The sequence below is a fragment of the Moraxella sp. CTOTU47724 genome, assembly GCF_032014955.1.
GTDB lineage: Bacteria > Pseudomonadota > Gammaproteobacteria > Pseudomonadales > Moraxellaceae > Faucicola > Faucicola tetraodonis.
This window is the reverse complement of sequence record NZ_DALZSV010000014.1, coordinates 1-26,792: the sequence shown is the minus strand read 5'-3', so window position 1 is coordinate 26,792 and position 26,792 is coordinate 1. Positions and strand designations below refer to the sequence as shown.

33 protein-coding genes are annotated in these 26,792 nt (G+C 44.9%); 9 read left to right on the top strand and 24 right to left on the bottom strand.

Annotated elements, in window-relative coordinates:
• Positions 1 to 18: 18 nt before the first annotated feature.
• Entirely contained in the window at positions 19 to 2,169 is a 2,151-nt protein-coding gene (locus RTR63_RS04770) for a 1-deoxy-D-xylulose-5-phosphate synthase (protein ID WP_312522945.1), read from the bottom strand.
• 520 nt (positions 2,170 to 2,689) lie between these two features.
• Between RTR63_RS04770 and ribA the strand changes: the two genes are divergently transcribed.
• Positions 2,690 to 3,331 (top strand): GTP cyclohydrolase II, encoded by a 642-nt coding sequence (ribA, locus tag RTR63_RS04765; protein WP_248107170.1) that lies wholly within the window; start codon positions 2,690 to 2,692, stop codon positions 3,329 to 3,331.
• Between the two features lie 40 nt (positions 3,332 to 3,371).
• On the opposite strand, the gene RTR63_RS04760 is transcribed toward ribA, so the two are convergent.
• Complete coding sequence (locus RTR63_RS04760) at positions 3,372 to 4,184, bottom strand: sulfite exporter TauE/SafE family protein (protein ID WP_312115599.1); 813 nt, start codon at positions 4,182 to 4,184, stop codon at positions 3,372 to 3,374.
• A 109-nt stretch (positions 4,185 to 4,293) separates the two neighbouring features.
• Between RTR63_RS04760 and RTR63_RS04755 the strand changes: the two genes are divergently transcribed.
• The 3 genes from RTR63_RS04755 to RTR63_RS04745 are packed head-to-tail and all read left to right on the top strand — an operon-like array spanning position 4,294 to position 6,514.
• Positions 4,294 to 5,223, top strand: a complete 930-nt coding sequence (locus tag RTR63_RS04755) for a biotin--[acetyl-CoA-carboxylase] ligase (protein WP_312522943.1) — start codon at positions 4,294 to 4,296, stop codon at positions 5,221 to 5,223.
• A 26-nt stretch (positions 5,224 to 5,249) separates the two neighbouring features.
• A complete protein-coding gene (locus tag RTR63_RS04750; RefSeq protein WP_065253347.1) occupies positions 5,250 to 5,996 on the top strand; it encodes a pantothenate kinase in 747 nt (248 codons plus the stop codon).
• A 44-nt stretch (positions 5,997 to 6,040) separates the two neighbouring features.
• Positions 6,041 to 6,514 carry a hypothetical protein gene (locus tag RTR63_RS04745; RefSeq protein WP_065253348.1) on the top strand — a complete coding sequence of 158 codons (474 nt, stop codon included), beginning with the start codon at positions 6,041 to 6,043 and terminating at the stop codon, positions 6,512 to 6,514.
• A 72-nt stretch (positions 6,515 to 6,586) separates the two neighbouring features.
• Here the strand turns inward: RTR63_RS04745 and RTR63_RS04740 are convergent, their stop codons facing one another.
• On the bottom strand, positions 6,587 to 8,155 hold the full coding sequence (locus RTR63_RS04740; protein ID WP_312522939.1) for a TerC family protein: 1,569 nt from the start codon (positions 8,153 to 8,155) through the stop codon (positions 6,587 to 6,589).
• Positions 8,156 to 8,459: 304 nt separating this feature from the next.
• Here RTR63_RS04740 and RTR63_RS04735 point away from each other — a divergent pair, with 304 nt between their 5' ends.
• Positions 8,460 to 9,509 carry an esterase/lipase family protein gene (locus RTR63_RS04735; protein ID WP_312522937.1) on the top strand — a complete coding sequence of 350 codons (1,050 nt, stop codon included), beginning with the start codon at positions 8,460 to 8,462 and terminating at the stop codon, positions 9,507 to 9,509.
• A 10-nt stretch (positions 9,510 to 9,519) separates the two neighbouring features.
• Entirely contained in the window at positions 9,520 to 10,614 is a 1,095-nt protein-coding gene (locus RTR63_RS04730) for a lipase secretion chaperone (protein WP_312522935.1), read from the top strand.
• 83 nt (positions 10,615 to 10,697) lie between these two features.
• Here RTR63_RS04730 and hisD read toward each other — a convergent pair whose 3' ends face one another.
• The 6 genes from hisD to RTR63_RS04700 all read right to left on the bottom strand — a co-directional run bounded on the left by hisD (position 10,698) and on the right by RTR63_RS04700 (position 15,343).
• Complete coding sequence (hisD, locus tag RTR63_RS04725; RefSeq protein ID WP_312522933.1) at positions 10,698 to 11,993, bottom strand: histidinol dehydrogenase; 1,296 nt, start codon at positions 11,991 to 11,993, stop codon at positions 10,698 to 10,700.
• Positions 11,994 to 12,265: 272 nt separating this feature from the next.
• Positions 12,266 to 12,610 carry a gamma-glutamylcyclotransferase family protein gene (locus RTR63_RS04720; RefSeq protein WP_312522931.1) on the bottom strand — a complete coding sequence of 115 codons (345 nt, stop codon included), beginning with the start codon at positions 12,608 to 12,610 and terminating at the stop codon, positions 12,266 to 12,268.
• 16 nt (positions 12,611 to 12,626) lie between these two features.
• Entirely contained in the window at positions 12,627 to 13,289 is a 663-nt protein-coding gene (gene hisG / locus RTR63_RS04715; RefSeq protein ID WP_065253353.1) for an ATP phosphoribosyltransferase, read from the bottom strand.
• 13 nt (positions 13,290 to 13,302) lie between these two features.
• Positions 13,303 to 14,568, bottom strand: coding sequence for a UDP-N-acetylglucosamine 1-carboxyvinyltransferase (murA, locus tag RTR63_RS04710; protein WP_312522929.1), 1,266 nt, complete (start codon positions 14,566 to 14,568; stop codon positions 13,303 to 13,305).
• 20 nt (positions 14,569 to 14,588) lie between these two features.
• Complete coding sequence (locus RTR63_RS04705; RefSeq protein WP_007115578.1) at positions 14,589 to 14,846, bottom strand: BolA/IbaG family iron-sulfur metabolism protein; 258 nt, start codon at positions 14,844 to 14,846, stop codon at positions 14,589 to 14,591.
• Positions 14,847 to 14,938: 92 nt separating this feature from the next.
• Positions 14,939 to 15,343: a YraN family protein gene (locus RTR63_RS04700; RefSeq protein ID WP_007115577.1), complete on the bottom strand. Its 405-nt coding sequence runs from the start codon at positions 15,341 to 15,343 to the stop codon at positions 14,939 to 14,941.
• A gap of 57 nt (positions 15,344 to 15,400) precedes the next feature.
• On the opposite strand from RTR63_RS04700, the gene RTR63_RS04695 reads away from it, so the two are divergent.
• Both RTR63_RS04695 and rsmI read left to right on the top strand, forming a co-directional pair.
• Positions 15,401 to 15,811 (top strand): hypothetical protein, encoded by a 411-nt coding sequence (locus RTR63_RS04695; protein WP_007115576.1) that lies wholly within the window; start codon positions 15,401 to 15,403, stop codon positions 15,809 to 15,811.
• A 24-nt stretch (positions 15,812 to 15,835) separates the two neighbouring features.
• Complete coding sequence (gene rsmI, locus RTR63_RS04690; protein ID WP_312522925.1) at positions 15,836 to 16,684, top strand: 16S rRNA (cytidine(1402)-2'-O)-methyltransferase; 849 nt, start codon at positions 15,836 to 15,838, stop codon at positions 16,682 to 16,684.
• Between the two features lie 182 nt (positions 16,685 to 16,866).
• Here the strand turns inward: rsmI and coaBC are convergent, their stop codons facing one another.
• The gene (gene coaBC / locus RTR63_RS04685) at positions 16,867 to 18,189 is read right to left on the bottom strand and encodes a bifunctional phosphopantothenoylcysteine decarboxylase/phosphopantothenate--cysteine ligase CoaBC (RefSeq protein WP_312522923.1); all 1,323 of its coding nucleotides are present in this window, start codon (positions 18,187 to 18,189) and stop codon (positions 16,867 to 16,869) included.
• Positions 18,190 to 18,276: 87 nt separating this feature from the next.
• Between coaBC and radC the strand changes: the two genes are divergently transcribed.
• Complete coding sequence (gene radC, locus RTR63_RS04680) at positions 18,277 to 18,954, top strand: RadC family protein (RefSeq protein WP_065253360.1); 678 nt, start codon at positions 18,277 to 18,279, stop codon at positions 18,952 to 18,954.
• Here radC and RTR63_RS04675 read toward each other — a convergent pair.
• The 14 genes from RTR63_RS04675 to rplF form a co-directional block, all read right to left on the bottom strand.
• The gene (locus RTR63_RS04675; RefSeq protein WP_007115572.1) at positions 18,951 to 19,520 is read right to left on the bottom strand and encodes a DUF4126 domain-containing protein; all 570 of its coding nucleotides are present in this window, start codon (positions 19,518 to 19,520) and stop codon (positions 18,951 to 18,953) included. The two genes, radC and RTR63_RS04675, sit on opposite strands and share 4 nt — an antisense overlap.
• A 53-nt stretch (positions 19,521 to 19,573) precedes the next feature.
• The gene (locus tag RTR63_RS04670) at positions 19,574 to 20,326 is read right to left on the bottom strand and encodes a TSUP family transporter (protein WP_159771674.1); all 753 of its coding nucleotides are present in this window, start codon (positions 20,324 to 20,326) and stop codon (positions 19,574 to 19,576) included.
• Between the two features lie 88 nt (positions 20,327 to 20,414).
• Positions 20,415 to 20,774, bottom strand: coding sequence for a 50S ribosomal protein L17 (gene rplQ / locus RTR63_RS04665; protein WP_036593417.1), 360 nt, complete (start codon positions 20,772 to 20,774; stop codon positions 20,415 to 20,417).
• Positions 20,775 to 20,794: 20 nt separating this feature from the next.
• Positions 20,795 to 21,802: a DNA-directed RNA polymerase subunit alpha gene (locus tag RTR63_RS04660; RefSeq protein WP_065253362.1), complete on the bottom strand. Its 1,008-nt coding sequence runs from the start codon at positions 21,800 to 21,802 to the stop codon at positions 20,795 to 20,797.
• A 29-nt stretch (positions 21,803 to 21,831) separates the two neighbouring features.
• Entirely contained in the window at positions 21,832 to 22,473 is a 642-nt protein-coding gene (rpsD, locus tag RTR63_RS04655; protein ID WP_007115568.1) for a 30S ribosomal protein S4, read from the bottom strand.
• Between the two features lie 10 nt (positions 22,474 to 22,483).
• The gene (gene rpsK, locus RTR63_RS04650; protein ID WP_007115567.1) at positions 22,484 to 22,873 is read right to left on the bottom strand and encodes a 30S ribosomal protein S11; all 390 of its coding nucleotides are present in this window, start codon (positions 22,871 to 22,873) and stop codon (positions 22,484 to 22,486) included.
• Positions 22,874 to 22,893: 20 nt separating this feature from the next.
• A complete protein-coding gene (gene rpsM, locus RTR63_RS04645; RefSeq protein ID WP_007115566.1) occupies positions 22,894 to 23,250 on the bottom strand; it encodes a 30S ribosomal protein S13 in 357 nt (118 codons plus the stop codon).
• 155 nt (positions 23,251 to 23,405) lie between these two features.
• On the bottom strand, positions 23,406 to 23,522 hold the full coding sequence (gene rpmJ / locus RTR63_RS04640) for a 50S ribosomal protein L36 (RefSeq protein ID WP_040403280.1): 117 nt from the start codon (positions 23,520 to 23,522) through the stop codon (positions 23,406 to 23,408).
• 19 nt (positions 23,523 to 23,541) lie between these two features.
• Positions 23,542 to 24,879 carry a preprotein translocase subunit SecY gene (secY, locus tag RTR63_RS04635; protein ID WP_007115565.1) on the bottom strand — a complete coding sequence of 446 codons (1,338 nt, stop codon included), beginning with the start codon at positions 24,877 to 24,879 and terminating at the stop codon, positions 23,542 to 23,544.
• A gap of 6 nt (positions 24,880 to 24,885) precedes the next feature.
• Positions 24,886 to 25,326: a 50S ribosomal protein L15 gene (rplO, locus tag RTR63_RS04630; RefSeq protein ID WP_007115564.1), complete on the bottom strand. Its 441-nt coding sequence runs from the start codon at positions 25,324 to 25,326 to the stop codon at positions 24,886 to 24,888.
• Positions 25,326 to 25,505: a 50S ribosomal protein L30 gene (gene rpmD, locus RTR63_RS04625; protein ID WP_007115563.1), complete on the bottom strand. Its 180-nt coding sequence runs from the start codon at positions 25,503 to 25,505 to the stop codon at positions 25,326 to 25,328. Before rpmD ends, rplO begins: the two co-directional genes overlap by 1 nt.
• Positions 25,506 to 25,521: 16 nt before the next feature.
• Positions 25,522 to 26,019: a 30S ribosomal protein S5 gene (gene rpsE / locus RTR63_RS04620; RefSeq protein WP_007115562.1), complete on the bottom strand. Its 498-nt coding sequence runs from the start codon at positions 26,017 to 26,019 to the stop codon at positions 25,522 to 25,524.
• A 2-nt stretch (positions 26,020 to 26,021) separates the two neighbouring features.
• Positions 26,022 to 26,372, bottom strand: coding sequence for a 50S ribosomal protein L18 (rplR, locus tag RTR63_RS04615; RefSeq protein ID WP_007115561.1), 351 nt, complete (start codon positions 26,370 to 26,372; stop codon positions 26,022 to 26,024).
• Positions 26,373 to 26,383: 11 nt separating this feature from the next.
• On the bottom strand, positions 26,384 to 26,792 hold a 409-nt coding region (rplF, locus tag RTR63_RS04610; protein WP_312522920.1), incomplete at its 5' end, for a 50S ribosomal protein L6.

The following is a 26,792-nucleotide window of genomic DNA, read 5'->3' as shown; positions in this document are numbered from 1 at the left end:
AGGATAAAAATTTAAAATTTATGACAAAATCGTTTGCATCTGTTTGACCACACCCGCGACATCTAGCCCACAATCGGCTAATTGCTGCTCAGGGCTGCCATGCGCGATATATTTATCGGGGATACCGATATTAAGTAGCGTTGGCAAGGTTTGGCTTGTTTTTGCTGCTTGAGCAACGAGGTATTCATTGACCGCACTACCGGCACCGCCCATGATTTGGTGTTCTTCAAGGGTAACAATGGAGCAGTTTTGCGCCAATAGAGTATCCAGTAATTCGCTGTCTAACGGTTTAACAAACCGCATATTATAAACAAAAAACGTCGTCGTTGGGTAAGTTTCGGCTAAGTTTTGACACGCCGTGACCGCCGTCTTTACCATGGTACCAAAAGCAAGCACCGCAACTTTTTTCGCCACGTTGCTCGTACCTGCAGCAGTGGCATCAATAGTCTGTTCAAGCGCTGCCTTACCGATTGGATACATCGCTTGGTTTTTATCAATCTCTGCCCCAATGCCGTTACCGCGTGGATAACGTACGGCAGAGGGTCCAATATGCTCATAACAAGTATTGAGTAAGTTATAGCACTCATTCTCATCTTTTGGACAAGCAATCACCATATTAGGCACAGTTCGCATAAAGGCGATATCAAACACCCCCGCATGAGTCGCACCGTCTTCACCGACCAAGCCTGCACGGTCAATGGCAAACATCACGTTGAGATTTTGCAACGCCACATCGTGAATCAGTTGGTCATAGCCACGTTGTAAAAATGTGGAGTAAATCGCGACAATCGGTTTGACGCCTTGGGTCGCCATGCCACCCGCTAGGGTCACTGCATGTTGCTCGGCAATCGCCACATCAAAGAATTGGCTGGCAAAGCGCTTGGCAAATTCGGTCATGCCTGAGCCTTCAGCCATCGCAGGGGTAATCGCCATCAGTTGTTTGTCTGTGGCGGCTTTATCGCAGATAAACTCACCAAACACTTGCGAGTATTTTTTGGCGGGAGTAGCTACAGTAGCTACGGGCTTTTGGCTGGCAACTGGCACAGATTTTTCTTGCGCTGGGTTGATTTTTTTAAGTTTGGTAATGGCATGATAAGTAATCGGGTCGCATTCTGCAGGTAAAAAGCCTTTACCTTTGACCGTATGCACATGGACAAGTACCGCACCTTTCAACTGCTTGACCCGTTCAAACACTTGAGTCAATTTGGCAACATCATGCCCGTCAAACGGTCCAAAATAATGAAAACCGATGGCTTTAAATAAGTTTTCGGGGAACACTTCATCAATGAGTTTATTGGCGATTTTCTCAGGTAATGTCTCTAACTGAGAGGGTTTAGGAATACCTTTTTCTGCCAATTTTTCGACAATTTTATTGGGCAGGCGCGATGTCCAATCATCTAAGGCTTCGTTTGCCATGTGCAAATAATGACGAATACGGCGGTCTTCACTGGAAATGACGCGCTTGGTAAAAATCGCATCACCATTTTTATCGATATCGACTGCCAAACCACGCTGCCAAAGGGTGGCTAAATGTTTAGAAAATCCGCCCGTTGCCTGTGAGATTGACATGTCATTATCGTTGAGCACCACAATCAAATCGGCATTTTGTTGCACCGCGTCATTCATCGCTTCAAACGCCATGCCACCTGTCATAGCACCATCACCGACGATGCTAACCACTTTGTCATGTTTGCCTAAATAGCGCATAGCAAGCGACATGCCTAGCCCTGCAGAAATCGCCGTCGATGAATGCCCAACGCCAAAGGTATCATACTCAGACTCATGACGCTCAGGGAAAGCAGTCAGCCCATGTTGGCTACGAATGGTGGTAAGCTTGTCACGGCGACCCGTTAAAATTTTGTGGGGATACGCTTGGTGCCCTACGTCCCAGACAATTTGGTCTTTGGGTGAGTTAAAGACATAATGCAGTGCAATGGTGAGCTCAACGACGCCAAGGTTAGAACCAAAATGCCCACCGCTGACGCCCGTTGTATACAGCAAAAACTCGCGCAGTTCATCGGCTAATTGCTGCAATTGCGCGGTACTGAATTTTTTTAGGTCATCAGGACTGTCCACACCATCGAGCAGCGGCGTATGCGGCTTTAGCATAGGGATGGTATCAAAGGTTTTTAATGAGTAGTTTTGGTTAGCTATTTTAGTTTTTGACATATCTTGGCTGACACTTTTCATTGCTTACAGGGACTCGATGAGCCCTGTTGACACAGGTGAAAAAAATAAATGGTAAAACGCACAATGACTATCGACACCTTCTTGGTGGCACAAAATTGGCACAAAGTTGACAGACTGCCAAAGCGTTGAACGCTTGAAAATCTAGGTGGCTAAGCTGGCATTACCAGCTTTGAATTGCCAATGTGGCGCATGAATGTGGCATAATAGCATTTTTTTGTTGATTAAACATCAAACCTCGCTATTTTAGATTGTATCTTATAGCTGCTATAAAGTTTAGACTAAAGCCTTGAGTTTTTGATAAATTTTGACAAAAAAGTTATCTCAGATAGCATACCAACCTAGCTTGCGGTTTATTGATAAGATGCGTAATGACGCTATCCTTCTTGATATTTTAATCAATGCCTTCATGTAAAGGGCACTTTTATTTTTGGGTTTGCCGACTTGGTTCAGTTGGTTGGGTCAGTGGGTCATTTTTTTGGACATTTTTTTGGAGTAGTGGGTGTCGTATCAATTTATCACGCAAGCAACCTTACCAACAGCGCATGGGCTATTTGATATTCATGTGTTTGAAGATACGGACGACACGGCACGCGATGCTCTGGGCAATCGTAAACATGAACACGTCATGCTGACGGTTGGCTTGCCCACGGCCGATAAATCCGAAATCCCATTGGTACGCATTCATAGCGAATGTTTGACAGGGGATGCCTTTAGTTCGCTTAAATGCGACTGCGGCCCCCAGCTCAACGCCACCATGCAGATGATTCAAGCTTATGCTAAAAATGGCGGCTGCGGGGCGATTTTATATTTGCGCCAAGAAGGACGCGGGATTGGACTGACCAATAAAATCCGAGCTTACGCATTGCAAGACCAAGGACATGATACGCTTGATGCCAATTTGCTGCTCGATTTACCTGCCGATGCTCGCACCTATGAGATGTGCAAGCCGATGCTTGAGCACGTCGGTGTGGATAAGGTAAAGCTGATAACCAACAACCCCAACAAAATTGACTATCTCAATGATATTGGTATTGAAGTGGTTGAGCGGGTGCCCCTGCTTGTTGGGGTCAATCCGCACAATGAAGCCTACCTCAACACCAAAAAAGAGCGTATGGGGCATATGATTGAGAATGGATTATAAAATTCATTCTCATGACATGACACAAAACCCATGTTTATTTTTACCATAAATTAATCCCAAGCGCGCCCAGCATCATTTTTGCACCCACAATCAGCAGCAGACCACCGAACATGCGCTTTAAAGTGTTGGCAGGCAATTGGTGCGCCAATTTTGCCCCCACTTTGGCAAATAAATAACTCATCACTGAAATACATAAAAACGCAGTGATATGCACAAAGCCAATCGCCTCAGCGGGCAAGCCCTGTACATCTTTGCCAAAAAACATAAACCCGAGCGCCCCCGCAATGGCAATCGGTAAGCCACAGGCTGCTGACGTACCCACCGCTTGTTGCATGGTCAAACCAAAACGGCTCAAAAACGGTACGGTAAAACTGCCACCGCCAATACCAAAAATCGCCGATGCTGCCCCAATGAACCCGCCCACTCCTGTTTGTACAGGCGCAGATGGCAAGTGAGTGGTCGCGATAACTTCCGATTTTTTAGCCAAAAGCATTTTTAGCCCCATAAACAGCGCCATGCCAGCAATCAAAAACGCCAAGACCTTACCATGCAATAAATCTGCGATATAAGCACCAACAAAACTACCAACCACCAAGCCAATTGACATATTGCGCCATACATCCCAGCGCACGCCACCGCGCTTATTGTGCGATTGCATGGAGCTTATCGATGTCACCACAATCGTGGCAAGCGATGTCCCTACCGCCAAATGGGTAATAACATCGCTTGGATAGCCATAAGCTTTAAAAATCGCCATCAGCACGGGTACGATAATCAATCCGCCACCGACACCAAATAGCCCGGCACAAATGCCAGCAAATGCCCCGGCCAGCAAAAACCACAGATACATCATTTTTTGCATTTCCTTTGATTAAAAATAGCGTTAGTATAGCAAACTTATCTTTTTGACGTTTGTAACATTGTGCCTAAGCTTATGAACCCGACCCTATGTACCCATCCTCATGAGAATTGATTCGCTTTGCCATACCCATTTAGCCAGCACCCACTCAACCAACAGCCAGCTGATTGAGTGGATGGTGCTAAGCTATCACGACCAGTCGCCCACCGACCATAACCGACCGCATTTTAGCCGCCCCCATTTACTCACTGCTGATACCCAATCAGGCGGACGTGGTCAACATGGCAGAACATGGCAATCACCGCTAGGCAATGTTTATTTATCGCTGTATGTGCCGACACAAGCCTATGCATTGCCGCAAAATCTTTGCTTATCTTATCGACTAGATGGTCGCTTGTCACTGTGCGTGGGTTATCAGCTCTGTCAAATCCCTATCATAGAACACATCAATCAAACAAGACTGGCAAAGCATTTGCCAACCATTGGTGTCAAATGGGTGAACGATGTGGGTTTTTATCAACCACAAGCCAACCTACCTGACCAATTTCAAAAACTCTCGGGTATTTTGATAGAACCTGTCAATGTCGCAGGTCACATGCTAGGCATCGTTATCGGTGTGGGCATCAATATTGCCCATGCCCCTGTGCTGACCGAGCAAACCCAAGAAGGCTTAAACTACCAAGCGGTAAGCCTGCAAGATTTGACAGCGCAGCGCTTACAACCCAGTGAGTTTTATCAGCCCGTTCGCGATGCCATAACTAATGCGATTGGGCAATTTAATCAGCTGCAAGCGGCTGAAGCGAGCCAACAATTTATCCATGATTTTGCCCAAAAAGACCTATTAAAAAACAAGTATTTGCAAATTCATAACGCCTTATCTGAGCAATCAATCACAGGCATTGCAGCAGGTATCGATGCGCAAGGCTGTCTACTCATTGAGCAAGCAGATGGCAGCATACAAACGATTTGGACAGGCACCATTCAAGTTTTGGATTCAGCCGTTTCATCGTTGCAGGCAAATAAACACAAATAAAGCATCCCATTCAAAGGCTATTATTTATGACAAAACTTTGGCTAGACTTGGGTAATACCCGCTTAAAATATTGGCTCACGGACGATAGCGGTCAAGTGCTCGATCATGCGGCTGAGCAGCATTTGCAAGCGCCTGCCGAATTGCTCAAAGGGTTGACCTTTCGGCTTGAACGACTCAATCCTGATTTTATCGGGGTGTCATCCGTGCTCGGACAAGCCGTCAATAATCACGTTGCAGAAAGCCTAGAGCGATTGCAAAAACCGTTTGAATTTGCCCAAGTCCATGCCAAGCACGCGCTGATGTCGAGCGACTATAACCCCGCCCAACTTGGCGTTGACCGCTGGCTACAAATGCTCGGCATCATCGAGCCTAGCAAAAAACAATGCGTTATTGGCTGCGGCACTGCCGTTACCATTGATTTGGTCGATCAGGGTCATCACTTGGGGGGCTATATTTCCCCCAGTATCTATTTGCAGCGCGAGTCACTATTTTCGGGAACGCGCCAGATTAGTATTATTGATGGCACTTTTGATAGTATAGATTCAGGCACCAATACCCAAGACGCGGTGCATCATGGTATTATGTTATCCATTGTCGGGGCCATCAATGAAACCATTCATCGCTACCCTCAATTTGAAATCACCATGACAGGCGGTGATGCCCATACTTTTGAGCCGCACCTATCAGCCAGCGTGGAAATTCGGCAAGACTTGGTATTGGCGGGACTACAGCGTTTTTTTGCCCCTAAAAATAACACTAAAAATCAAAACTAAAAACCAGAAATAAAATTAACCGTTAAGAAAAAAGGAAATTACTGATGAAAAAAATCATTCAAACCACAAGTATCGCCTTACTCACTACGAGCCTATTAACCGCCTGTATGACTGCGCCCACCTTGCCCGCCAAACCAACGCCTTCAACAGTCAACCAGCCAGCCAATGCCACTCGCACGGTCACGCTTGCACTGGGTCAAAACATCTTTGTTAAAGAACACCAGCTAAATCTGACTTTTGATAAAGTGCTCAATGATAGCCGCTGTGCCACAGGCGTACAGTGTATTTGGGCAGGCAATGCCACAGTAGCGGTCACGGCTATGACTACCGCCTCTCGCCCACAAACCCTCAACCTATCGATTGGGGATTTGCGCGGAGACTTGCGTCAAACACAGCGTTTTGCCAATATGGATATTACCTTGACTGCGCTATCATCCACGCCTGTGTCCAGTCAATCTACTGCCACGTCAACCAGCAAACTGCCTACTATCACCTTGACAATTAAGCAAATTCCTTAATTGTTATATCCCTAAAAAAGTCATACAAAAAAAAGGGGTTAATTACCCCTTCTTTTATACCCAATCAGTGATTTAAACCGTTGCCACCATCGGGGCTTCACGTTCAACTTTTAATTTCAAAATGCGCGATGTTGAAGTTTCTAGAATGGTAAACTTATAGGCACCGATATCAATGGTTTGATTGACTTTTGGGGCATCGGTCAGCTGCGAAATCAAATACCCGCCAATGGTGAACTGATCGGCATCGAGTAGAAAATCTGGATCGTCAAGCTCCAAACGTAGTTGGTGCAAACTTGCTGTGCCATTCACAATCCAATAATCGTCATACGGAATAATTTCTAAGGTTTCATCTTCATCAGGGAACTCACCTGCAATCGCCTCTAGCACATCAAGCGGTGTCACTAATCCTGCGACTTGACCGTATTCATCAATCACCATTGCCAAATTACCTTTGGCTTTTTTGAGCATATTGAGCAGTTTTAGATTGTCAATGCTCTCTGACACAAACACAGGCTGCTGCTTGTTAAGTAAGGGTTTAATGGCGGTTTCAATATCTGCGACATTGTTATCGAGCAAATCCAAAAAGTCTTTGGCGCGTACTACCCCAAGCACTTTATCAATGGTATCTCGGCACACAGGGAACAAACTATGCGGCGTATCAAGCAATTGCGCGCGCATTTCTTCGCGGCTACCGTTGATATTGACCCAAGAGATATCATTGCGCGGCGTCATGATGGTATGTACATCGCGCTCATTGAGCGCTAATACGCCACTAATCATATAACGCTCTTCTTGCGCAAAAGGCATACTATCAAAATCAAAATGCTCTGAATTATTCTCTGGGGTAACCGCTTCTTCGGTTTTACCACCCATTAAACGTAAAATCGCATCCGCGGTACGGTCACGAATCGGAATTTGATTTTCATATTTGGTTTTATTGCGTTTGGCTACTTGGTTAAACGCTTCAATTAAAATTGAGAACGCAATCGCCGCATACAAGTAACCTTTTGGCATATGAAAGCCTAGTCCTTCGACAATTAAACTAAAGCCAATCATCAGTAAGAAACTTAAGCATAAAATCACCACGGTTGGATGACGACCGACAAACTCTGTGAGCGCTTTAGACGCAGCCACCATCAATGCCATGGCAATGATTACTGCCGCCATCATGATTTCAAGGTGTTTTGCCATGCCTACAGCGGTAATCACCGCATCAAACGAGAACACCGCATCTAAAATCACAATCTGTGCAACAACCGCGATAAACCCAGCTTGTACTTTGCTTTGGTTGGTATGCTCAGGTTTTCCTTCTAGCCGCTCATGCAGCTCTGTCGTTGCTTTAAACAACAAGAACACCCCGCCTACCAATAAAATAATGTCGCGAACCGATAAATCAAAACTTCCCAATGTGAGCACGGGATCGGTTAAGGTAATGAGCCATGACATAATCGACAATAAGAACAGCCGCATGACCAATGCCAAGCCAAGACCTAGATTACGGGCTTTAGCACGCTGATGCGGCGGGAGTTTATTGGCTAAGATGGCAATAAAGACAAGATTATCAATACCTAAAACAATCTCAAGAATGACAAGCGTCGCAAGGCTTAGCCACGCTGACGGGTCAGATAGTAGTTCTAACATAGTGGGTCAGTTATTCTCTTGTAATGAGGGGCAAAAAATCAACAAACAGCAAAAACGAAAAATCAGCCGTTACCTTAGCAAATCATAGCAAAAAATCAATGATAATTTGTGTCTGCTTTTGTAGATGGCACGCCAATTGTGCCAATACATCACTTGATCTTTAACTCTACCTACATACTGCATCAACTGACATTGCAGAAAAATATACTGATCAGTCATTTCATTTGATTCACAAATTCTTGATTTAGGTTAAATTAATCCATAGGACAGCGAAACTTCACTATGACTTTACAAGGATAAGTATATGTCACATCATCGCTTTATGCGCCGTGCCGCCAAAGGATTGGTTTTTTCTTCCATCGCATTTTCTGCGTCTTCTTATGCCTCAAGCTATTATAACTGTGCCAATGCCACGGGCTGTGTCGCAGTCACTACTCTCAACGCCACCTCAGATTATGCAAAAACCAAATACCCTATCGTACTTGCTCATGGGCTTGGGGGCTGGAGCAAAATGTTTGGTTTGGTCGATTATTTTAATGGCATCCCTCAAGATCTCACCAAAAATGGCGCAAGTGTGTATGTGACCAAGACGTCAAGTGTCAATGACACCGAAGTACGCGGTGAGCAGCTACTCCAACAAGTCAAAACCATCATTGCAATCACCGGCAGCCCGAAGGTTAACTTAATCGGTCATAGCCACGGCGGGATTGATATTCGCTATGTGGCGGGGGTTGCGCCATCGCTAGTCTCATCTGTGACGGCGATTTCCAGTCCTGAGCAAGGCTCAAAAATGGCGGACTGGACGGTCAAAATGGTGACCGAAGGCAGTGCGGCTGATGGCTTACCCGCTGGCGAATTTAATACCGCCTCTTTAATGGCAATCAAGTTTTTTGAATTGGTGGGCGGTGTGATGGATATTGGATCTGGCGTGCCACTCAATCAACTTCAGCAGCAAGATGGCTGGGCAGCCGTCAATGCACTCACCACCAATTATGCAGCCAAATTTAACCAAAAATTCCCTGCAGCCATGCCGACCAGTTATTGTGGATACCCAAAAAACACGGTGGTCAATAATGTGCGTTATTACTCATTTAGTGGCGACCAAACTATGACGACGCTTGTCGATCCGTCTGATGCAGTGTTGGGGTTGACGGGTTTGTCATTCAATGGCGAAGCCAATGATGGTCTTGTCTCACCCTGTTCAAGTCGTCTGGGTGCAGTGATTCGTGATAACTACAAAATGAATCATATGGATTCAGTCAATCAGGTATTTGGCATTGTCAGTTTGCTAGACACCAATCCATTGACTGTCTATCGCAACCAAGTCAATCGCTTAAAAGGTCAATCGTTGTAAGCTTATGCCTATGGTTCCTTCAAACAACCCTGACACAAACCAACGATCGATAAACTGGCTAATAATCGTATTAGCCAGTGGCATCATCGCATTATTGATAGCCTGCATACTGTGGTTAAAACCTAAGGACGCTGTCAAAATAGCCAATCCTTTGCCGCAGGATGCTGCCAGTACCAGTCCATCTAGTGGATTGCCGTCCCATCAAATCCTAACCAACACATCACCCATCACCGCAAACACTGCCCCCTTACCTACATCACTGCCCAAATCACTCCAAGGCACCCAAGTCGATGGCGAAATTATTATCGATGGAAACAAGCAATTGGTGGTGACCGCCGGTTTGCGCCGACTGTTTGATTATTTTTTGTCCGCACAAGGGGAAGAGCCGTTAAGCCAGATTGAACAACGGGTGATTGCCTATATTCGTGAACATACGCCTGAGCCTGCCGCAAGCCAAGCGGTTCAGATTTTTCAAAATTATCTAACCTATTTGACTGCTGTCAGCCAGCTAGATAAGCCTAAAGCACAGCAAAACCCCAACGTCAGCGCATTAGATTTATCTGCGATTAAGAACCAACTACGCGCAGTACAACAGCTGCAAGCCCGCTATTTTGACGCCAAAACCCGTGAAGCCTTTTTTGGGGATGAACAAGCCCTCAATGACTACAACATGACGGTCGTCGAAGCCAACCAAAACGCACAACTGAGCAATGACCAGCGCCAAGCAATCATTGATAAGGCGCAAACTGCCTATATCGCCAGCGTTAAAGACCCAAATCTACAGACAAAGCTAACCCAGCAGCGCAATATTGACAAGTTATTAGCGCAAACGCAGCAAATGCAGCAGCAAGGGGCAACGCAAAGCCAAATCAATGCCATGCGTAGTCAATATGTCTCCCCTGAAGCGGTCAAACGGCTTGAGCAGCTTGACCAATCTGAAGCGCAATTTGCGCAGCGTGTGGCAACTTATCAGACACAGTCTAACCAAATACTGGGCAAATTGGGTAATGTGCCGCAAGCACAGCAACAAATTGTGGCTTTACAGCAGACGATGTTTACGCCTGAAGAACAGCTACGCCTCGATGTATTGACAAAACAGCGTTAACTTCCCCCTTAAAATGAGTTAAATGAGTTAAATGCACTGTTGAATTGCCATAAGCTGTTGAATTATCACAGGCGCGTTTGAACCTATTTTACACGGTAACGGGCTGAACGCGCGTGGGCATCCAAATTTTCTTCCACCGCCAATATATCGGCAGTTTTTGCCAACGTTTGGCTACCTTGCTCGCTACAATAAATAATCGAAGATTTCTTTTGAAAATCATACACGCCGAGCGGTGAACTAAAACGTGCGGTACCTGACGTTGGCAACACGTGATTAGGGCCAGCGCAATAATCGCCAATGGCTTCAGGGGTATAGCGACCCATAAAGATAGCGCCCGCATGGCGGACATCTTTGACCATCGCCTCTGGGTCATCTACCGACAATTCCAAATGCTCCGGGGCAATGCGGTTAATCACCTCAATACCTTCTGCGCGGTCTTTCACCAAAATCAGCGCGCCACGGTTGGCAATCGCCGCTTTAGCAATGTCAGCTTTTGGCAAATCTGCTAAGGCTTTTTCGATTTCCTGCGCAACTTTTTTGAGTAATGGCTCAGATGGGGTGACAAAAATCGCTTGCGCAACGGTGTCATGCTCAGCTTGCGACAATAAATCCATGGCTAACCAATCCGCTTTATCATTTGCTACACCTTCGGCATATACCAGTACTTCCGAGGGACCGGCAATCATATCAATGCCCACTTGCCCAAACACGGCGCGTTTGGCGGCTGCCACGTATTTGTTGCCAGGTCCTGTGATTTTATCGACTTGCGGGATGGTGTTAGTGCCGTAAGCCAACGCTGCCACCGCTTGCGCGCCCCCAATGGTAAAGACTTTATCCACACCCGCCAAATAAGCGGCTGCCAATACCAAGGGATTTAATTCACCGCGAGGGGCAGGCACCACCATGATAATTTGCCCGACCCCTGCCACTTTGGCGGGTAACGCATTCATCAAGACGCTGGATGGATAACTTGCCAGCCCACCTGGCACATAAATACCCACTTTATCGAGTGGCGTAACTTGTTGTCCAAGCGTATTGCCTAGCGTATCTTGATACGTCCAGCTTTCTTGCCGTTGGCGCTCGTGAAAAGATGTGACGCGCTGTGCCGCCAGTTCAAGCGCTTGCTTGATTGTAGGATTTAACCCATCAAATGCTTGTTTGAGCTTTTCTTGTGAAATCTCTAGCTCAGCAAAAGTTTTGGCAGGATGGTTGTCAAATTGTTGCGTCAGTTTTAACACCACCTCATCCCCACCCTGACGCACTTGCGCGATAATATCATCAACCGTAGCCAGTAGCGCTGGATCATTTACCGTTTCAAAAGCAAGCAGCTCTGTCAATTCCTGCTCAAAACTGGCTTGTTGGCTATTTAACAATCGCATGGTATTCCCCTAAGAATAAAAAATGACTAACCCATAGCATAACAAATTTTTCATGGATGAAAGCGGCTTTTTAGCCTGCACAGCTTCGTCAACCCATCAAAATTAGTGCATCAAAATCGGCTAAACTGAGCCAACCCATCACGACTTTCAGTTTTCATCCAGTTAAAATTCACCCAGTTAAAAAAAGACGTCTTAATAACGTCTTTTTTTAATCTTCAATGTCTTAATTTTCCATGTTTTCATCTTCCATGTTTTAATCGGCATAGCCAGCTTTAATAATGCTGTAAATTGTCGAGTGCATACACAAAGGTTTGGATTTTTGCACCATTGTCAAGCGTGGCTGTTACTTCAACGCGCTGATAGGCTTCACCTTCAAACTCATCTAGCCGCGTCCAATGATTGACCAAATCATCCGACGAAAACACCAAGCCCGCTACCATGTCGCCTTGTTCATCTGGGATGACTGCAGGAAATCCAAGCGCCGAGCCCCAACCGCCATCTGGCATCAAATGCCCACGAATAGTCGCAGGCTGCCAACTGCCGTTGATAGGTGTCATGATAGCGTGGTTGTCGCGATTGGGCGCTAGCGTGCCATACACAAAAAGATGCTGCATCATGGTGATTTTTGAACCGTTACTGGGTGTTATCAGCGACGCTTTGCTTAAAGCTTTCGATGATGGGCTCAAGCAGGGCAAATTTGCGTTTATAACTGACTTGATTGACAATTAAACGCGAAGAGACTTGGCAAATCTCTTGACGCGGCTCTAGACCATTGGCTTTCAAGGTATTACCGGTATCAACCACATCCACAATCAAATCACCCAAGCCTACCAAGGGCGCAAGTTCCATGGAACCATATAGCTTAATCACATCCACTTGCTCACCGCGACTGGCAAAAAACGCGCGCGTCACATTGACATATTTGGTAGCAATCCGAAGACGACGACTGGGTAATTGTAGCCCCACTTTACCTGCCGTCATCAAACGGCATTTGGCAATTTGTAGGTCAAGCAATTCATATAAATTGCTTGATCCATGCTCCATCAGCACATCTTTACCCGCCACACCAAAATCCGCCGCCCCATGCTCCACATAGGTTGGCACGTCACTGGCGCGTAAAATCAAAATCCGCACGTCAGCATGCGTGGTCGGGAAAATCAGTTTACGTGATTCTTCGGGGTCTTCAAGTAGTTCGATACCTGCTTTTTTTAGCAGGGGCAAGGTATCTTTTAAGATTCGCCCTTTGGATAAGGCTAAGGTAAGACCGTTATAATTGGCATCATTTGCTTGTGTCATTGTCTTATACCTGTTATTCGCCTTTTACCCGCTCAATGGCGACACCCAAGCCGCGCAGTTTATCTTCCACATACTCATAACCACGGTCGATGTGGTAAATGCGCTCGATACAGGTCTCGCCTTGGGCTGCCACCGCTGCCATTACCAGTGACATAGACGCGCGTAAATCGGTTGCAATGACAGGCGCGGCATTGAGTTTATCGACGCCTTGAACAACGGCAGTATGACCATCGACTTTGATATTGGCGCCCATACGTTGCAGCTCAGGGACGTGCATGTAACGATTTTCAAAAATATTCTCAATAATGGTACTGGTGCCTTCTGCAATACAGCAAACTGTCATGAGCTGCGCTTGCATATCGGTTGGAAACGCAGGGTGTGGTAATGTGCGGATATCAACCGCTTTTGGACGACCTGCCATTTTGACATTAATCCAGTCGCTGCCAACAGTGACTTGGGCGCCCATTTCTTCAAATTTTTTAAGCACAGATTGCATCAAGCTTGCTTCGGTTTTTTTGGCAGTCACTTCGCCGCCTGTCATCATGGCAAGCGCAAGATATGAGCCTGTTTCAATACGGTCTGGTACTACTGAGTACTCACAGCCATTTAATTTGTCAACGCCTTCAATGGTCATATAAGCGGTGCCAATGCCTTCAATTTTTGCGCCCATTTTGACAAGCATATTAGCCAGATCAACTACTTCTGGTTCACGCGCACAGTTTTCTAGGTGCGTGGTTCCTTCTGCCAATGCCGCTGCCATGATGGTATTTTCCGTACCGCCAACCGTGACCATATCAAAGGTGAAATGACAACCTTTTAGCCGACCGCTAGCAGGTGCTTTGGCTTTGACATAGCCATTTTCAACAGTGATGGTCGCACCCATCGCTTCCAAGGCTTTTAGATGTTGGTCAACAGGGCGTGAGCCAATTGCGCAGCCACCAGGTAGCGACACTTCAGCCTGCCCAAAGCGCGCAAGCAGCGGCCCCAATACCAAAATCGATGCACGCATGGTTTTGACCAGCTCATAGGGGGCATAGTAGCTATTGATGGTACTGGTATCGCAAGTCACCGTATCGCCGTTCTTTTCAATGGTGATACCCGTGCCCGCAATCAATTTGACCAAGGTATTGACGTCTTTGAGTGTCGGTACATTGTGCAGGGTGACGGGGGTTTCTGCCAAAATCATTGCCGCAAGCAAGGGTAATGCCGCATTTTTTGCACCAGAGACGACCACTTCCCCTTTAACTTGAGTGCCACCCGTGATTAAAAATTTATCCATGTGTTTCTCCTAAAAATGGCTTATTGCGCAGCTTGTTTGGCTTGCATATCATGCCACTGGGCATAGGTCAACGCTTGGATATTGAGTGCATGGATTTCACCTGACGCAAATTTATCAGACACCAACCCCAATACGGCTTGTTGACGCGCGACAGCACGCTTACCCTCAAAGCTGTCATCCACCACGCGCACATCAAATTTGTTGCCTTGATTGGCGGCTTCGATTTTGCCACTCGGAAAATGGGGTTGTAGTAAAGTAATTAAATCTTGTGCGTTCATGGGAAATACCTAATAAAAGAGGGGTAAAATTATACTATTTTGCTGCGTAGCATAGCATAATTTTTGCTAAGTTTATACGTTATACAAAATGCTTAATTCACGCTAAAAGCGTCCTTGATCCACGTAGGCGTTGGCATAACAGCCTGCCCTGCAGTTGCAGCGCCTTCATAACTTACCACATCAAAGCGAATGTCAAAGTTATCAAATTGCGGATGCGCTTGTAAAAAAGCGGCGGTAGTTTTAACGATTTTGCGTTGTTTGGCGGGGGTGATACTGTCTAAACTTGTGCCAAATTGGCTGGCTTTTCGTTGACGCACTTCGACAATGACTAAGCAAGGGATTTTTTGCGTCGGCTCAAGCATCACCAAATCAAGCTCGCCCAAGTTTTTGTAGTGCCAGTTTTTGGCAAAAAACGTTAAGCCTTGCGCTTCAAGGTAGTGTTTGGCGAGGGTTTCATAATAGTCGCCTTGGCGCTGTTTTGGGGCGGTGAGTTTCATTTTGAAGGATGATTGACTATGTTAAAATGAAATTTATTATACTTTGAGAATTAAACAATGCAAAATCCAAAATGCCAAGTTTATCCTAACCTTCCCTTTGAAAATCTCATTCCCGCCATTGATGCGATTCATTATGACGGCCGTACATTGCGAGTAACATTGCTATTTAAACCACAAGATTATGAGTTAGTATATTTAGACTTTGAATATGTCATGGGTTTTAGAATGCTTAGAGAAGGAGATTTACTAGACTTTCCAAATGATGAATACCCTAAAAATTGGTTATTATCTGTTTCAGAAAATGGCTGGTATGAACAGGAAAAATTACGAAAAGGCTTTACTTCACAATATGTCTTTGACATGAAGGGTAACCGCCCAAATGAATTCTTTATTCTGGGTGAAAGTGATTGTATTAGTGTTTTAACGAGTCTCACAGATGTTCCAAAAATAACTTTCATTGAACGATAATTTTATAAAGAAAACGAGAAAAATATGACTTCAAATCAAGGCACACTCTATATCGTCGCCACCCCGATTGGTAATTTATCCGATATCACCGCCCACGCCATCGACTGCCTAAAAACCGTGGCTATCATCGCCTGTGAGGACACCCGTACCTCGGGCAAACTGCTCAACCACTTTAACATCCCCACCAAAACTTGGGCTTATCACGATCACAATGCCGAAGTACAGACCCCTAAACTGATTGAGATATTACAGTCAGGGCAAAGTATCGCGATTATCAGTGATGCCGGCACCCCACTCATTAGCGACCCTGGTTTTCGACTGGTGCGCGCCTGTCACCAAGCCGGTATCAAAGTCTCGCCGGTTGTCGGCGCCAGTGCTGCCATAGCCGCCCTATCGGTCGCAGGATTACCCTCAGACAAGTTTTATTTTTACGGCTTTTTGCCTGCCAAAACCGCAGGACGCCAAAGCGAATTGACTAAAATCAAGGATTTAACTGCCACGCTGATTTTTTATGAAGCGCCCCATCGTATTGTTGAGTGTATCGATGACATGATTACGGTGCTTGGCGACAATCGACAAGTGACGTTTTGCCGTGAGATAACCAAAACGTTTGAAACCATTTATCCATCAACGCTCGGCGAACTAAAGCAGTTTGTTGCAAGCGATGCCAATCAGCAAAAAGGGGAAATGGTACTGGTGGTCGCTGGGGCAAGTGAATTACAGAATCATGATAATCAACACGATGAATTGCTAAAACGATTATTGCAAGATTTGTCGGTGAAAAAGGCCGCACAGCTCGCCAGCGATATCACAGGGACGAAAAAAAATGCCTTATATGACAGAGCTTTACGACTACAACGGATAGTAGAATAAACGCTGATACTTTTCATCAGCGCTACCCCGTCAAGTGATGAAATATATTAACCATCGCTAAAATCGCAACTATCACTAATCATTAACACCAAACTAATTAGCGGCTAAAAGCTAAAACAACCTAAGACACACTTTAGTTAATGCAAAAAAGTTGGGTGCAATCACGCAGCTTTTTTGGGTGATTAATGCAAATTTTCCCCAATTAAAGCAACCAATTGTTCCGCGATTTTATCTTTACTGGCTTTTTCTAGTGTCGCCCCTGCTGCTCTATCCCTGAAAAACACCGTCATGGCATTGTCATCACTGCCAAAACCGATATCGGTGCGGGATACATCATTACAGGCAATCATATCTAAGTTTTTGGCGTCAAGCTTGCCACGGGCGTATTTTTCGATATCTTGGGTTTCTGCCGCAAATCCTACCACAAAAACCTCAGGGAATTCTTTGGCAATGGTCGCCAAAATATCAGGGTTTTTCACCAAATCCAGTGCCATCTGATCTTGCGTTTTTTTAATCTTTTGCGGCACGACATCACGCGTGCGATAATCGGCAACCGCAGCCGTGGCAATAAAAATATCGGTCGCTTTGCTGACAGGTTCGACCTCAATATCATTGCCAAATTCATCATGGTCATGATGGTAGTGATGATCATGGTCATGATGATGGTGGTCATGGTCGTGATCGTCATGGCATTCACATATATCGTCACTAGCGCATTGGCGAGCGGTCATTAGCATTTCTTCAGCCGATAACACATCGATACGATTGACCAGTAGTGGCGTTGGTATGGGCACTTTACCCCCAACGATCAAGGTTACCCTCGCGCCTGCATTACGGCACGCTTTTGCCAGCGCAAATCCCATTTTGCCCGTGGAATGATTGGATAGATAGCGCACAGGGTCTATGGCTTCAATCGTTGGACCTGCGGTGATTGTCACATTTTTACCCGCCAATACTTGTGGTGTGATTTGTCTAGCGATGAAATATTGCACGTATTCAAGCAACTGCTCTGGCTCTGGCAATCTTCCCTCACCGATATCACCACAGGCTTGTTCACCGCTGGCTGGTTGGATGATTTCATAATCATAATCGGTTAACGTCTGCAAATTAAGTTTGACCGATGGATGTTGCCACATTTGCTGATTCATAGCAGGTGCCACCAAAATCGGTGCCGTGGTGGCAAGGCAAACGGTAGTGAGTAAATCATCCGCTATTCCCATGGCCAGTTTAGCAATCGTATTTGCGGTAGCAGGTGCGATAATCAGTAAATCCGCCCATTTTGCCAGTTCAATATGCCCCATTCCTAGCTCAGCACTCTCATCCAACAAGTCGATATGCACTTGGTTGCCCGTCAAGGCCTGCAGCGTTAACGGTGTAATAAAGGCTTGCGCGCTTGCCGTCATAATAACACGGACGTCATAGCCATTTTTAATCAATAGTCGGGCAAACGAGGCAGATTTGTAGGCAGCAATACCGCCTGTGATACCAAGAAGGATGTTTTTCATAAGATAATAGCACTAAAAAATTTCGCCTATAGTAACAATTTTCTGCCATTTTAGGTATGATTAATCATCATTTATTAGGAAATGCCTATGGCAATCAAAGACTGGCACCAAGACGAGCGCCCCCGAGAGAAGCTACTGCAAAAAGGCGCTGAGAGTCTATCCGATAGCGAGATTTTGGCAATATTCTTACGCACAGGTACCAAAGACCAATCCGCTATCGAACTGGCTCGTGGCTTGATTGAAAAATTTGGCAGTCTGGCTCAGTTACTATCTGCCCCTAGTGAAGCAGTTATGGCGTGTCATGGTATCGGCATGGCAAAATACGCGCAGATTTTGGCAAGCCTTGAAATGGGCAAACGCTACCTTGCCAGCCAAGTCAAACAAGCCCCTACCCTTAACGCCAGTCAGTTAGTCAAAGACTATCTGACTACGCAGCTGCGACCGCTCAATCGCGAAGTGTTTGCGGTGCTGTTTTTGACCAATCAACTCACCTTAATCCAGTATGAGGTATTATTCACAGGTGGTATTTCATCGTGCTCGGTGTGTGTGCGGGAAGTGTTGCGCTGTGCGTTAAAATACGGGGCAAGTCAGCTTATTATTGCCCATAATCATCCAAGCACCTCTGCCACAGCGTCACAGGCAGATCTGGAAATTACTCGCAGTTTGGCAAAAGCGTGTCAGCTTGTCGATATGACTTTGATTGACCATATTATCGTGGGTCAAGATGGCACGCTTTCTTTACAAGAAACAGGCAAGATGCCTTAGCGTTTGACGCGGTTTTTAACCATTATTACCACCCAAATCATCATCAGTAAACCAATGATTAACGCAATCATCGCAAACATGGGTGAAAAAATCGACAAAGCCGACAGCCCTATCGCTGTCCCAGTCTCTGCCACTGAAACAGCGGGATTTGCCAAACCGCCCGTCGTGGCAGTCGAAGCCACGCGCGTGGTGGCAGCTGTACCTTTTATCGTAGCCGCGGCGCCGCCGCCAGCAATGATCGCTAGCGCCCAAGTCATGGCAGGACTCATATCGGTCAATGTCGAAGCCATGACCAATGTTCCTGCAATCCCTGCGAGCGGTACAGCAACCGTATCTAACAGATGATCAACCAACGGGATTAAATAACTGATCGACTCTGCAATACTGGCTACACCCAAAATAATTAACGCAGGCGTAGATGCCACCCACTGCCAGCTATCATTAAGGGGAATGATATGAAAATACGCAGCACAACTGAGCGCAAACAGCGGTACAAACACACGAAACCCGCTACTTGCCGCTAAGCCAATCCCAAGAAAGATACTTAAAATCATTTCAGTTGTCATATTCTCGATACTCAAAGTATGAATAATGCTACCGCTATCATAAATAAAAATTATTAAGAAAAAAACACATATTTAATTAGCATCGCAAAACACATCACCACAATCACTGGTCGAATAAACTTGGTACCGCCTTTGACCACCATCTGCGCGCCCAATGAAGCACCGATAAATTGCCCCACCATCATAGCAAGCCCCACTGACCAAAGCACTTTTCCACCCAATATAAAAAACATCAACGATGCTGCATTGCTGGTAAAGTTGAGTAACTTGGCATTGGCAGTCGCGGTAATCATATCCAGGCCCCGCATGGTGATACCGCCTAGTGCAAAAAACATCCCTGTACCAGGGCCCAAATAGCCATCATAAAAGCCAATCAAGGGTGACATCCCATATTGCCATTTTTTTTTGCTGATTCGTGGTGCAGATTTGACCTCACCAATAGCGGGTGCAAACAGATAATAAATACCAATAAGCGCGATTAAAAAAGGAATGCCTTTGGCTAATAACACTGGCGGAGAAAGTTGTACAGCCATGGCGCCTAGCACGGCTCCCACAAAACAGGCGATAATCGAACGCCAAATTTGCTTGGGGTGAATTTTGCCTTTGCGTATCATGGTAATAGAGGCAGAGAGCGAACCTGCCGTTGCTTGCAGCTTGTTGGTGCCCAAGGTATAAAGCGTAGGAACATTTGCCATTAACAGGGCAGGAATGGTCAATAAGCCGCCACCCCCTGCCATGGCATCTAAAAATCCCGCAATCCCTGCGACCAACGTTAACATCACTAGCACATCAAAACTCAATTGCATCATTTTTCCAAAGGTTAATTGAGGATTTATCACTATAAACAAAAAACCCCATAAGCGCGAACCTATGGGGTTTTTTTAATCAGTATGATTAGTCACGGTCTACTAATTCAACGTATGCCATCGGTGCAGCATCGCCATCGCGATAACCACATTTGATGATACGTAAATAACCACCTGGACGCGCTTTGTAGCGTGGGCCTAGTGTCGTGAATAATTTACCTACAGTCGCTTTATTACGTAAGCGGTTAAACGCTAGACGACGGTTAGCAACTGAATCTTCTTTTGCCAAAGTAATTAGTGGCTCTGCCACACGGCGAAGCTCTTTAGCTTTAGGAAGAGTAGTTTTGATGAGTTCATGTTCAAATAGTGAGTTGGTCATATTTTGGAACATGGCCTTACGATGGCTGCTGGTACGACCCAACTTAACTCCACTGTTACGATGTCGCATGGTCAAACTTCCTTTAAATTTTAACGGCTACGGTAAGAGAAGCGGTCATCAACACGTAAATCAGCAGGTGGCCAATTTTCAAGGCGCATACCAAGCTCTAAGTCTTTAGAAGCAAGGACGTCTTTGATTTCAGTTAATGATTTCTTACCGAGATTTGGGGTTTTTAACAACTCAGTTTCGGTGCGTTGTACCAAATCGCCAATGTAATAGATATTTTCCGCCTTCAAGCAATTTGCTGAGCGAACCGTTAATTCTAAGTCATCCACTGGGCGCAGTAGCACAGGGTCAACTTCTTCTTTTTCCTTAACAGGTTCTGGGGTAGCTTCCGCTTCAAGGTCAACAAATACGGCAATTTGCTGCTGCAAAATCGTTGCTGCTTTGCGAATCGCTTCTTCTGGATCGATGGTACCATTGGTTTCAAGTTCAATAACCAAACGGTCTAAGTCAGTGCGCTGTTCAACACGGGCATTTTCAACTTGGTATGCCACGCGTAAGATTGGGCTATAGCTAGCGTCCAATTTTAAACGACCAATAACTTTATTATCACCAGAATCTTTACGTACATTGGCAGGCTCATAACCACGACCTACTGCTACACGCAAACGCATTTTTAAATGACCACGATCACTTAATGTACCTAAAACTAAATCAGGATTGATAATCTCTACATTGTGAGGTAACTCAATATCTGATGCTAGTACAGTGCCAGGACCTTGTTTGTTAAGGGTCAAGAATACTTCATTTTGATCATGCAATTGGATCGCTAAACCTTTTAAATTTAACAATAGATCTAACACATCTTCTTGCAACCCTTCAAGGGTTGAATACTCATGATCAACGCCTTCGATTTCAGCTTCGATTACAGCTGCACCAGGCAATGAAGATAATAGAATACGACGTAGGGCATTACCTAAGGTATGCCCAAAACCTCGTTCTAACGGTTCGAGCGTGACTTTGGCGTGTGTTTCATTGACCGTGTCCACATGAATGGCATTCGGTGTAAGAAACTCAGTAGCATTTAGCATCATTTGTCACCTCGACTTTATAGTAAAATTAATTATTTAGAGTACAACTCAACGATTAAGCTTTCGTTGATTTCGGTTGGTAAATCAGCACGCTCTGGCGCTTGTTTAAAAGTACCTTGCAATTTGCTGTGATCAACTTCCAACCATACAGGCGTACCACGTTGACCCGCCAATTCAATTGCGTTTTTAATACGTAATTGTTCTTTGGCTTTTTCGTGTACGGCAATCACATCACCATCTTGCAATTGGATTGAAGGAATGTTCACACGAACAAACTCATCACGACCCGCTTTTTTTACTAGAATAGCACGGTGGCTAACTAATTGGCGAGCTTCTGCGCGAGTTGCACCAAAACCCATACGATAAACAACGTTATCGAGGCGACGTTCTAACATTTGAAGCAAGTTTTCGCCAGTTGCGCCTTTCATACGCGCAGCTTCTTTATAGTAGTTTGAGAATTGACGCTCTAACACACCATAAATGCGTTTTACTTTTTGTTTTTCACGAAGCTGTGCAGAATACTCTGACGTTTTGCTACGTGGATTACCATGTTGACCAGGGGCACGGTCAGCTTTTTTGGTTTTTTCTTCGTACGCTTTTACGCCTGATTTTAATTGTAAATCAGTACCTTCACGACGAGAAAGTTTTAATTTTGGACCTAGATAACGGGCCATGAAAGTCTCCTTATACGCGACGTTTTTTCGGTGGACGAGTTCCGTTATGAGGAATCGGGGTTATATCGCTAATGCTGTTTATTTTATAACCCAATGCACCTAAGGCTCTTACCGCAGACTCACGACCAGGTCCTGGACCTTTAACCAAGACATCAACATTCTTGACACCATATTCTTGTGCTGCTTTACCAGCAACTTCAGCCGCAACCTGTGCAGCAAATGGTGTAGATTTACGTGAACCACGGAAGCCTTGTCCACCAGCGGTGGCCCAAGCCAAAGCATTACCTTGACGATCGGTAATCGTTACAATGGTGTTATTAAAAGACGCATGGATGTGCGCTACGCCCTCAGCTACCGAGCGGCGAGTCACTTTTTTGCGACTACGAGTGTCTTTTGCCATCTTTTAGCTTCCTAAGTTAATTATTTTCTGATTGCTTTACGTGGACCCTTACGAGTACGCGCATTTGTTTTTGTGCGTTGACCATTTACTGGTAAACCGCGACGATGACGCAAGCCACGATAGCAACCTAAGTCTACTAAACGTTTAATATTCATCGAGATTTCACGACGCAAGTCACCTTCAGTCGCATACTCTGCAACTTGGGTACGGACAGCATCAAGCTGAGTATCATTTAGTTCACTGATTTTAGTAGTTGGTGCAATGTTTACCGCTTCTAAAATTTTAGCAGCAGTGGTACGACCAATACCAAAAATATAAGTGAGTGAAATGATAGCGTGCTTGTTGTCCGGAATGTTTACACCGGCAATACGAGCCATTGACATTTCTCCAATTATAAGGAAAAGATGAGTTAATCATCTACTGATGTAGCATTTTGAAACACTTGGTTATCTACAAATGTGTCAAAATAACGACAAGTAGCGGATAATACAGTATCCGCTACCTGATTTCAAGTCCAATCTAACAATTTAGATTAACCTTGACGTTGTTTATGACGCGGTTCTGCACTACAAATAACGCGAACAACGCCTTTGCGGCGTACAATTTTGCAGCTACCGCAGATTCTTTTTACAGATGCTTGAACTTTCATTTTCAGCTCCTAGTAGTAGTTATGAATGCTTGACTTCCATAGTTTGCATCAGCGAATAATCATGGTATTGGTGAGTCATTAAGTGCGCTTTAACTTGGGCAATAAAGTCCATAATCACGACCACACTAATCAGTACTGAGGTACCGCCTAGATGAAACGGAATACCAAACGCAGATTGCAATATCATCGGCATCAAACAAATAATTGTCATATAAATCGCACCAATAAAGGTTAAGCGATTTAATACATGATCTAAATAACGTTGAGTTTGTAAACCTGGACGAATACCTGGAATATACGCCCCACTTCGTTTCAAATTCTCTGATACTTCTTTTGGACTAAATACCAACGCGGTATAAAAATAACAAAAGAAAATAATCAAGGCTGCAAAAATTACCAAATACAGCGGCTGGCCGGGTGATAACACTAATGCCATATTCTGCAAGAAACTTTGAAAAATATTGGGATTGGGTGATTGACCTACCCACTGTCCCAAACTCGCTGGGAATAACAACAATGAACTAGCAAAAATCGCTGGAATAACCCCTGCCATATTAATTTTTAATGGCAAATGCGATTGCTGCTGTGCATATATTTTTCGTTCTTGCGATTGCTTTTGGGCATAGTTGACGGGGATGCGGCGCTGTGCACGCTCAATAAATACAATCCCTGCCACCACCGCTAAGGCCAATAAACTAAATATCAACAAGGCAATCATGTTCATTTGCCCTTGCTGGACAGAGTTAATTGACTGTGTGACCACTTGTGGAAAAGTCGCTACGATACCCGCTAAAATCAGCATTGAAATACCGTTACCAATACCACGTTCAGTAATCTGTTCACCTAACCACATCAAAAACATCGACCCTGCAACCAACGAGGTTACCGCAGGAATATAAAAACCAAGACCACTGGTCAATGTAAGATTCTGACTAATCAGACCTGTACACATACCAATTGATTGAACCAAAGCTAAGGCAAGGGTTAATTGGCGTGTATACTTGTTGATTTGGCGTTGACCGGCTTGGCCTTCTTTTTTTAATGCATCCAATGATGGTATAACCGCCGTCATCATCTGGACAATGATTGAAGCAGAAATATAAGGCATAATCCCGAGTGCCATGACTGACATCCGCTCTAATGCCCCACCAGAAAACATATTAAACAAACCTAAAATAGTATTTTCATTGGTTTGAAAAAATTTCGATAAGCTTTCTGGATCCATACCAGGAATAGGTACGTGTGAACCGAAACGATAGACGACTAAAGCACCCAACAAAAATAGTAAACGATTAAATAATTCATCGTACTTACGAATAAATGCTAGAGGATTCATCGATGTTGAATGCTTAGTCATGTAGGATTACTCCTCAACAGTACCACCAGCTGCTTCAATAGCCGCTTTAGCACCTTTAGTCACTTTAACACCTTTAAAAGTATATGCTTTGGTTACGTCACCTGAAAGGATGATACGAACACGTTGCATATCGTGGCGAATGATATTCGCTGCTTTTAAAGACTCAACGCTTACCACGTCACCATCAACTTGATTTAATTCTGATAAACGCACTTCTGCCGTTACCATTGCAAGTTTACTGGTAAAACCAAATTTTGGCAAACGACGGTATAAAGGCATTTGACCACCTTCAAAACCTGAGCGAATACCAGAACCTGTACGTGAGGTTTGACCTTTAACACCACGACCACCGGTTTTACCGATACCAGAACCGATACCACGACCACGGCGAAGTTTATTTTTTCTTGAACCTTCAGCTGGGCTCAATTCATTTAAACGTAGACCCATTATACTTCCTCCACTTTAACTAAGTAGTTAACGCGGTTTACCATACCACGGGTCGAAGGGGTATCTTCAACTTCGACAGTATGTCCAATACGACGTAACCCTAGACCTTTCAAACAAGCTTTATGGCTTGCTAGGCGATGGGCACTCGATTTTACTTGAGTAACTTTCATTTTTTTCATGTTAGCTCACCTTAGCTTAGCCCAAGATTTCTTCAACTGATTTGCCGCGTTTTGCCGCAACTTTTTCAGGAGAAGACATTTCTTTTAACCCGTTGAAAGTTGCACGTACAACGTTAGCAGCATTGGTTGAACCATAGCATTTTGCTAATACGTTTTCTACGCCTGCAACTTCTAATACTGCACGCATTGCACCACCCGCGATAACACCTGTACCTTCAGAGGCTGGTTGCATATACACGCGGCTTGCACCGTGGCTAGCAGTAATAGGATGTTGAAGGGTTGTACCTGCTAAATCAACGGTAATCATATTACGTTTGGCAGCTTCTAGTGCTTTTTGAATCGCTGCAGGCACTTCACGCGCTTTACCACGACCAAAACCAACACGACCATTACCATCACCTACCACTGTGAGTGCGGTGAAAGAAAAGATACGACCACCTTTTACAACTTTAGATACACGGCCAACTGTGACTAAGCGCTCTACTAAACCGTCTGTTTGTTCAACTTTTGCCATGATTAGAACTCCAATCCATTTTCACGAGCGGCTTCAGCTAATGCTTTAACACGACCATGATATTTAAAACCGCTACGATCAAACGCAACTTTAGTAATACCGGCAGCTTTAGCGCGTTCTGCAATTAATTTACCAACGGCAGTTGCAGCTTCGATGTTGCTAGTTTGACCAGCACGTAAAGTAGTATCTAACGTTGAAGCTTGGGCTAATACTTCACCACCCGTTGGTGAGATAACTTGTGCATAAATGTGGGTGTTAGTACGATTAACAGATAGACGATTTACGCCTAAACCACGGATATGTGCACGGGTTTTTTTCGCTCTGCGAAGGCGAGCAGCTTTTTTATCAAACATGTCATTTCACCTTATTTTTTCTTAGCTTCTTTACGAGCGACATACTCATCGCTATAACGAACGCCTTTGCCTTTGTAAGGCTCAGGTGGGCGATAGCCACGAATGTTTGCTGCTGCTTGACCTAGCTTTTGTTTGTCGCTAGATTTTAACACGATTTCAGTCGCAGTTGGGGTTTCAGCAGTAACACCTTCAGGTAGTACATATTCGATTGGGTGTGAGTAGCCTAAGTTTAGGTTAACTTTATTGCCAGCAACAGCGGCTTTATAACCAACACCAATCAATTGTAGACGACGTTCGAAGCCTTCAGTAACACCTTTAACCATGTTGCTTAATAATGCACGAACTGTACCAGTGTGCATCCAACCGTCTTTAGTGTCAGATTTTGGTGAAAGAATAATTTGATTATCTTCCTGTTTTAGC